Annotated in this window: 8 protein-coding genes; all 8 read right to left on the bottom strand. The window is 70.9% G+C overall.

Annotated features, from left to right (window positions below):
* On the bottom strand, nt 1-1,142 hold a 1,142-nt coding region (locus VFW66_14435; GenBank protein HEX5387898.1), incomplete at its 3' end, for a serine/threonine-protein kinase.
* A gap of 93 nt (nt 1,143-1,235) precedes the next feature.
* Complete coding sequence (locus VFW66_14430) at nt 1,236-2,435, bottom strand: acyl-CoA dehydrogenase family protein (protein HEX5387897.1); 1,200 nt, start codon at nt 2,433-2,435, stop codon at nt 1,236-1,238.
* On the bottom strand, nt 2,428-2,964 hold the full coding sequence (locus tag VFW66_14425) for an OsmC family protein (GenBank protein HEX5387896.1): 537 nt from the start codon (nt 2,962-2,964) through the stop codon (nt 2,428-2,430). The genes VFW66_14430 and VFW66_14425 overlap by 8 nt, the downstream gene beginning before the upstream one ends.
* Before the next feature lie 21 nt (nt 2,965-2,985).
* A complete protein-coding gene (locus VFW66_14420; protein ID HEX5387895.1) occupies nt 2,986-3,216 on the bottom strand; it encodes a hypothetical protein in 231 nt (76 codons plus the stop codon).
* A complete protein-coding gene (locus VFW66_14415) occupies nt 3,213-3,773 on the bottom strand; it encodes a hypothetical protein (GenBank protein ID HEX5387894.1) in 561 nt (186 codons plus the stop codon). The genes VFW66_14420 and VFW66_14415 overlap by 4 nt, the downstream gene beginning before the upstream one ends.
* On the bottom strand, nt 3,770-4,492 hold the full coding sequence (locus VFW66_14410; protein ID HEX5387893.1) for a SprT-like domain-containing protein: 723 nt from the start codon (nt 4,490-4,492) through the stop codon (nt 3,770-3,772). The genes VFW66_14415 and VFW66_14410 overlap by 4 nt, the downstream gene beginning before the upstream one ends.
* A 3-nt stretch (nt 4,493-4,495) precedes the next feature.
* A complete protein-coding gene (locus VFW66_14405) occupies nt 4,496-5,356 on the bottom strand; it encodes a metallophosphoesterase (protein ID HEX5387892.1) in 861 nt (286 codons plus the stop codon).
* A complete protein-coding gene (locus VFW66_14400) occupies nt 5,350-6,417 on the bottom strand; it encodes a hypothetical protein (GenBank protein HEX5387891.1) in 1,068 nt (355 codons plus the stop codon). The genes VFW66_14405 and VFW66_14400 overlap by 7 nt, the downstream gene beginning before the upstream one ends.
* Nucleotides 6,418-6,496: the final 79 nt, after the last annotated feature.

Genomic DNA, 6,496 nt, shown 5'->3' with positions numbered 1-6,496 from the left:
ACGTACGCCTGCGACGAATCACCGACGTTTTCGAACGGCAGCACCGCGATCACCTGCGCGCCGGTCGCGGCTTCGACGTCGGTATCCGCGTGGCCGCGCCGCCACGCGAAGAGCACGCCGAGGCCAAGGAGAAACTCAACTCCGGCGACGAGCAGTGTCCGGCGACCACCAAGCCCCGCGGCGGCGGCCGTGGTGGGCGCCTGAACGGTCGTGGCTGTGCCCGGCGCTCCGGCCTGCGGCGGCGGCGCCGTCGCGACGCTTGGGCCGGTCCCGCCGCCGGCGTCCGCCGCGACCTCGAGCGCGAGCGCGAAGTCGCCCGCGGTGGCGAAGCGGTCGGCCGGAGCGCGCGCGAGCGCCGTCGCCACCGCGCGCTCCACCGGCTCGGGCACCGTCTCCCGCGTTTGCCGGAGCGGCCGCGGTCTTTCGGTGAACCGGCGCGCGAGGATCGCCTGCGCCGTGGGCCCGGTAAACGGCGGCTCCCCCGCGAGCATCTCGTAGAGCACGGCGCCCAGCGAATAGATGTCGCTCCGCGCATCGATCGATCGCTCGCCGCTCGCCTGCTCCGGGCTCATGTAAGCCGGTGTCCCGATGGCGAGCCCGGTCTCGGTGAGTCGCTCGTCATCACCAGCGCCGAGCGCGCGGGCGATGCCGAAGTCCGCCACGAGGGTGTCGCCTTCCATCGTGAGCAGGATGTTCTCGGGCTTGATGTCGCGATGGACGACGCCGTGGCGGTGCGCGTACGCCAGCGCCGCCGCGGCCTCGCGTGCGATCCGGATGGCGTCCCTTACCGGCAATTGCCGCTCGCGCAGGAGCCGGCTGCGCAGCGACTCGCCCTCGACGAACGGCATGGTAAACCAGAGCCGGCCGGCGTTTTCGCCCGAGTCGTGCACGGTAAGGATGTGGGGATGTTGCAAGCGCGCCGCGAGCTTCACCTCCCGCTCGAACCGCTCGGTGCCGAGCGACGCGGCCAACTCGGGGTGCAGCACCTTGAGCGCGACGGGGCGGTCGTGCCGGAGATCGTGCGCGAGATGCACCGTGGCCATCCCGCCGCGGCCGAGCACCCGCTCGATCGTGTAGCGATCGGCGAGCGCGGCGGCGAGCGCCGGATCGGAGACGGACGATGTCACGGGTGAATCGGGCACGCGTTACCTCGGCGCAGCGGTTGCAGGCAACCCGTACACATCAAGACACCGCGGCCCTGGGCTTCGGGCGAACCGCGTGTCGGAGCCTCGACGCTAGAAGGCGGCCAGTCCGGTGATCGACTGCCCCACGATGAGCGAGTGCATGTCGTGGGTGCCTTCGTAGGTGTAGACCGACTCCAGGTTCGCGAGGTGCCGCATCGAGTGATACTCGGCCAGGATGCCGTTGGCGCCGAGCAGCCGGCGCGCCTCGCGGGCGCAATCGGTGGCCATGCTCACGTTGTTGCGCTTGGCGAGCGAAACCTGCTCGGGCGACATCGTCCCCGCGTCCTTGAGCCGGCCGAGCTGGAGCGCCAGGAGCTGCGCCTTGGTGATCTCGGTCAGCATGTCGACCAGCCGCACCTGCTGGATCTGGGTGCCGGCGATCGGCTTGTCGAACATCACCCGGTTCTTCGCGTACCTGAGCGCCTCGTCGTAGCACGCCATCGCGGCACCCACCGCGCCCCACGCGATGCCGTAGCGCGCCTGGGTGAGACACATGAGCGGGCTCTTGAGGCCGCCCGATCCGGGGAGCACGGCATCCTCCGGCAGATGGACGTCCTCGAGGTGGATCTCGCTCGTGTCCGAGGCGCGGAGCGAAAGCTTGCCGTGCTGATCCTTGGCGGTGTAGCCGCGGGTGTCGGTGGGGACGATGAAGCCGCGGATCGATTTGGCGTCGGTGACGTCGCCGGTCTTGGCCCAGATGACGGACACCGTGGCCTGCGACCCGTTGGTGATCCACATCTTGGTGCCGTTCAGCACCCAGCCGTCGCGGGTCTCGCGCGCGGTGGTGATCATGCCGCCGGGGTTGGAACCGAAGTCCGGCTCGGTGAGCCCGAAGCAGCCGATCTCCTGCCCCGACGCGAGGAGCGGCAGCCAGTGCCGCTTCTGCTCGTCCGAGCCGAAGGTGAAGATCGGATACATCACCAGCGCGCCCTGCACCGACGCGAACGAGCGGATGCCGCTGTCGCCCCGCTCCAGCTCCTGCATGATGAGCCCGTAGGCGACGTTGTTGAGCCCCGCGCAGCCGTACTCCTCCGGCAGGTTGGCGCCGAAGAGGCCGAGCTCGGCCATGCCGGGGATGAGCTGCTTGGGGAATCTTCCCTCGAGATAACACGGCCCGATCACCGGCATCAGGTGCTCGTCCACCCAGGCGCGCACGGTGTCGCGCACGGCGCGCTCCTCCTCGGAGAGGAGGGTATCGACGTTGAAGAAGTCGACGCCGGTGTACTGGCTGGTTGCGGTGGCGCTACCCATCGTGGGGCCTCGGGCGGACTCGGGAAGAGGACGGTAAGATATCGCCGGCGCCGGCGAATCGGCAGGCGAGCGGCTCGCAGCGCACCGGGAAGTTGACCGAGCGCGCGATGAAGCAGAGCGAGTGCGCCCGCTGATGTAACGCGTGCGCCCGCTCGGCATCGGCGCCCGGGGCCAACGTCACGGCGGGATGCAGCACGACCTCGGTGAACCGGCCGCCGCCGTCAGGCGCTTCCGCCATCGTCCCGTGCGCCGCGTCTTCGTACGCGGTCACGACGACGCCCGCGTCGGCGGCGAGATGGAGATACCAGAGCATGTGACAGGAAGAGAGCGAGGCGACGAGGAGCAGCTCGGGATTGTAGCGCGCGCGATCGCCGCGAAAGATCGGGTCGGACGATGCGGGGATCGGCGGGCGGCCCTCGGCCGTGATCTCGTGCGTGCGGTCGAACGCGCGGTAATCGGCCGTGCCGGCGCCGCGGTTGCCGGTCCAGCGCACGGCGACGGCAAAGTGGTGGGCGCGGTCGGGCGGCATGCGCGGAGCCGGGTGACCGGCCTACGGGTTTCGGAGACTGGGCGGCACCTGCTCGGGCGGCAGGTCGCCATAGAAGCGGGCAAAGAGACGGCGCCGGAGCTCGTCGGGCGAAAGCGCCGGCGGAAACGAGGCGATCGCGAGCAGCCGCGCGGTCTCGAACATGCCGGTTCCCATGACGAACCGCTCCGCGCCGGAGTGCGCGCGCATCATGTCGCGGTAACGGCGCGCCGCCTCCGGTTGCGTATCGCTCATCGATGGACCTCCTGCCAGAGGTCGGCCAGATCCAAACGCGCGACCCAATCCGAAATGTACCCGGCGTCGTGTGGCGCCTCCAGCAACTTGCGCACGTCCCGCCGCTGGAGCTCGGAGCGCGACTCGCGCGCCCAGAGCAGCTTCGCGAGAACGAGATCCTCGATGGTTGCGATAGACGTTTCGAAACCGGCAATGGCCACTCGGCGGCGTCGATGCAATTCCGCCGCCCGGAACTCGCCCGGTTTCCGCGGAAAGCAATCCACCTTGATCGCCGCCAGGAGGTGAATCGCATTGAACGACGTGCGGAGCGCGATGGCTTCGGCGACTGCTTCGCGCGATACGTAATACTCGGGTTGGAAGATGGCCGCAATGCGCGCGGCGTCGCGGCCGGCTTCGTCGATGATTACGTCGATATCGCGCGTCATGCGCGGCTCGACATAGTAGTTCATCGCGAGCGAGCCGGTGAGCATGTACGGAAGGCCGGCCGCGTCGAGCCGATGCGAGACGTCCCGGACCACCGCGAGCTCGTCCGGCAGTCCGCCGCCGCCCCCAGTCACGCCCCGAGCCCGCTCCGCGCTGCCCGCCGCCGCCGCGCCGCCGGCGCGCTCTCCCGCCGCACGGCGCGCTTGGCCGCCGGCAGCACGCCCACCTCGCGCGCCTTGGCGCGAAAGCTCGGCCCGTGATCCACCGGCAGCCCCGACTCCGCCTGCCACTGGTGCACCATCTCGTGCAGCATGGTGTGCTCCACTTCGCTCCACGGGTGCTCCGCGAGATGGCGCCGGCTGATCGCGACCTCGATCGGCTGCCCGGTGCGGAGATCCACGCTCACCTCACCGAGCCGCGTGCGCATGCGGCCCGAGAGCCGGAGCGGCACCGCGCCAAGCGCGCCGCCGAAGAATTCGGCGTTGAACCGGCGGTGCACTTCATTCAGCCGGTGCAGCAGCGCGAGATCACCGGGCCGCGGCCGGTCCGGCGCCCTCGGCCGCTCGGAGCGCGGCGCGAACTGCTCCACCGGAAACGCGAGGAACTCCGCCTCCGCCCGGCGCCGCACCGCGCGCGGCCGCCGCGGATCGAGGAAGCGCACGATGGCGGCGAGCACCGGGTCGGGCGCGTGGGCGTAGCCGCGGTGCAGCCGCAAGACGAGGCCGCCGGTGAGGCTCACCATGACGCTCCGGTTGGTGTGGGTGCGGACGGACGCCACCGGACGCAGGCCGAGCCGGCTCAGGCGATGGGTGAGCACGTCCTCCGGCGGTACCAGCAGCGAGGCGGGTCGCATCGGTTACACTCCGCCGGTCGCGGAGACGACCGGCTCGGCGGCGTTGCCGCGGGTGAAGCTGAAGCGGTCGGAGGCGAGAAAGTTGCCCGCCGTCGCGTCCCATCGATAATGCTGAATGTGAATCACGGTCGACTCGATGCGAATCAGGTTGAACACCGACGCCCGCCCCCCGCGGGTGCGGAAGCTGTGGGTGCCGGAGGTGCTGACGGCGACCCGGCCCGCGAGCATGTCGGCGCCCTCCTGGTGGTCGTGGCCGCAGAGCACGAGATCCGCGCCCGTGGCCACCAGCCGCCGGTGCGCCGAGCGCCAGCGGGCCAGCCCCATGCGGCGGGACGATACACCGGCGAGCACGTTGTGGTGCAGTACCAGCACGCGGGCCGCACCGGCCGGCGCGTGGGCGAAGAGCGCCGTAACGCGCCGCGTCTCCGAGCGCGGCAGATGTCCCTTCACCGCCACGTCGCGCAGATTCCAGGTGAGCGAGCCCGGCGCGACACCGTAGCTGCTGAGCGCCCCCACGATCATGGCGCCCGGAATCTGGAGCACCGGGCGCAGGTCGGGAAAATACTGCAAGTACTTGGCGTACTTGGCCCGCTCGCCGCGGAGGCCCAGCGGACTCTGCCACCACTGGATGTCGTGATTGCCGGGGATCACGAGCGTCGGCGCGGAGGCCTGGAGCGCGCGGACGAAGACCTGCGCCCGCTGGAACTCGCCGTGCCGCGCGCGCTGGGTGAGGTCCCCGGCGATGACGATCGCGTCGGCGCCGAGCGTCGGCACCAGCGACTCGAGCACGTCGACCTGCCGCAGGTCGGCGAGCCCGCCGAAGTGCAGGTCCGACATGTGAACCAGCGTGACGTCGTTCACCACGCGGCCCGTATCCGATACGTGAGCGTGGCACTGCCGCGCGCCGGCACCGGCACGCGGAACTTCACCAGGGTGGACGATACCCGCTCGGCTGGCACCGAGCTCGAGAGCACGCTCCACTCGCCCGTGCGCTGCTCCCGCACCTCGACCGTGGCCGCGGAGTCGGTCGCGTTGGTGAGCGACACACGGTAGTCGGCGGTGACCACGGTGCGGATGCCATGCGCCGCGGTGCTGTCGCGCCGGGTGGAATAGGAGGTCTGCACCCGGCGTGCGGTGAGATCGAACGCGGTGCCAGCATCGAGTTTCAGATCTTCGCCCGCCGGGGTGTGATCCACGGCCGCCTCGCCGATGAGCTGCACGCGGCCGGCGCTGTCCGGCTGGAAGAGCCGCGCCACGCCGGCCGGGAGCGGCTTCTCGCCGAACGCAGTCTTCCGCGGACGCTTCACCGTGTAGCTCACCTGAACGGGGACTTCGGTCTCGTCACCCTGCTGCGGCACGAATCCCCAGTACGGCAACTCCCCGGGCACGACGTACGCCCGGTCGACCGCCGCCGATGCCGGCGCGAAAAGCGCCACCGACGTGGTCGTCCCCGGCACCAGCGTCGTGCGCCCGGCGAGCGTGTAGAGATGAAATTCGCCGACGCGCTGCTCGGCCGCTTCCGCCGACGGCGCTTTGGCCGCGAACGCCTCGGCCCGTGCGACCGGACGCGGCGGGGGTTGCGGGGCCTGCGCCCGGCTCACCGCACCGGCGAGCAGCTGCACCTCCGCGCTGTCGGCCGCGAGCGTCTGCGACGTGATCACCGCTGCGCCCGTCACCCGCGCCATGGTCTGCGCCCCCGCGCGGCCGAGGACGACCTCGTAGCTCGCCTCCCACGCCGCGCCCGAGGTGAAGTATCCGAGCCGCAGCTCCTTCCGCGCGCCGCTGGTGCGGAGCGCGAGCCGCGTCACCGGTTCCGCGGGTACCACCTCCGCCGGAAATGCCGGCTGCCCCGGCCGCGCAAAGAGCACCCGCCCATCCGCCAGCCGGAACCGCTCCGGCTCGGCGCTCACCACAGTAGCGCTCACGGTATCCGTTGGACTCGTCCGAAACACGATGCGCTGCCCGACCGCGCGGCGCATGGCGCTTGTTTCATCGAGGGCTCCA

The sequence above is a fragment of the Gemmatimonadales bacterium genome (assembly GCA_036279355.1).
Lineage (GTDB): Bacteria > Gemmatimonadota > Gemmatimonadetes > Gemmatimonadales > GWC2-71-9 > DASQPE01.
This window is presented reverse-complemented; position numbering and strand designations above follow the sequence as displayed.

Coding starts and splice junctions, on each gene's coding strand:
- VFW66_14420 (HEX5387895.1), bottom strand. CDS start 3,216: ATGAGCGATACGCAACCGGAGGCGGCGCGCCGTTACCGCGACATGATG.
- VFW66_14410 (HEX5387893.1), bottom strand. CDS start 4,492: ATGCGACCCGCCTCGCTGCTGGTACCGCCGGAGGACGTGCTCACCCAT.
- VFW66_14430 (HEX5387897.1), bottom strand. CDS start 2,435: ATGGGTAGCGCCACCGCAACCAGCCAGTACACCGGCGTCGACTTCTTC.
- VFW66_14425 (HEX5387896.1), bottom strand. CDS start 2,964: ATGCCGCCCGACCGCGCCCACCACTTTGCCGTCGCCGTGCGCTGGACC.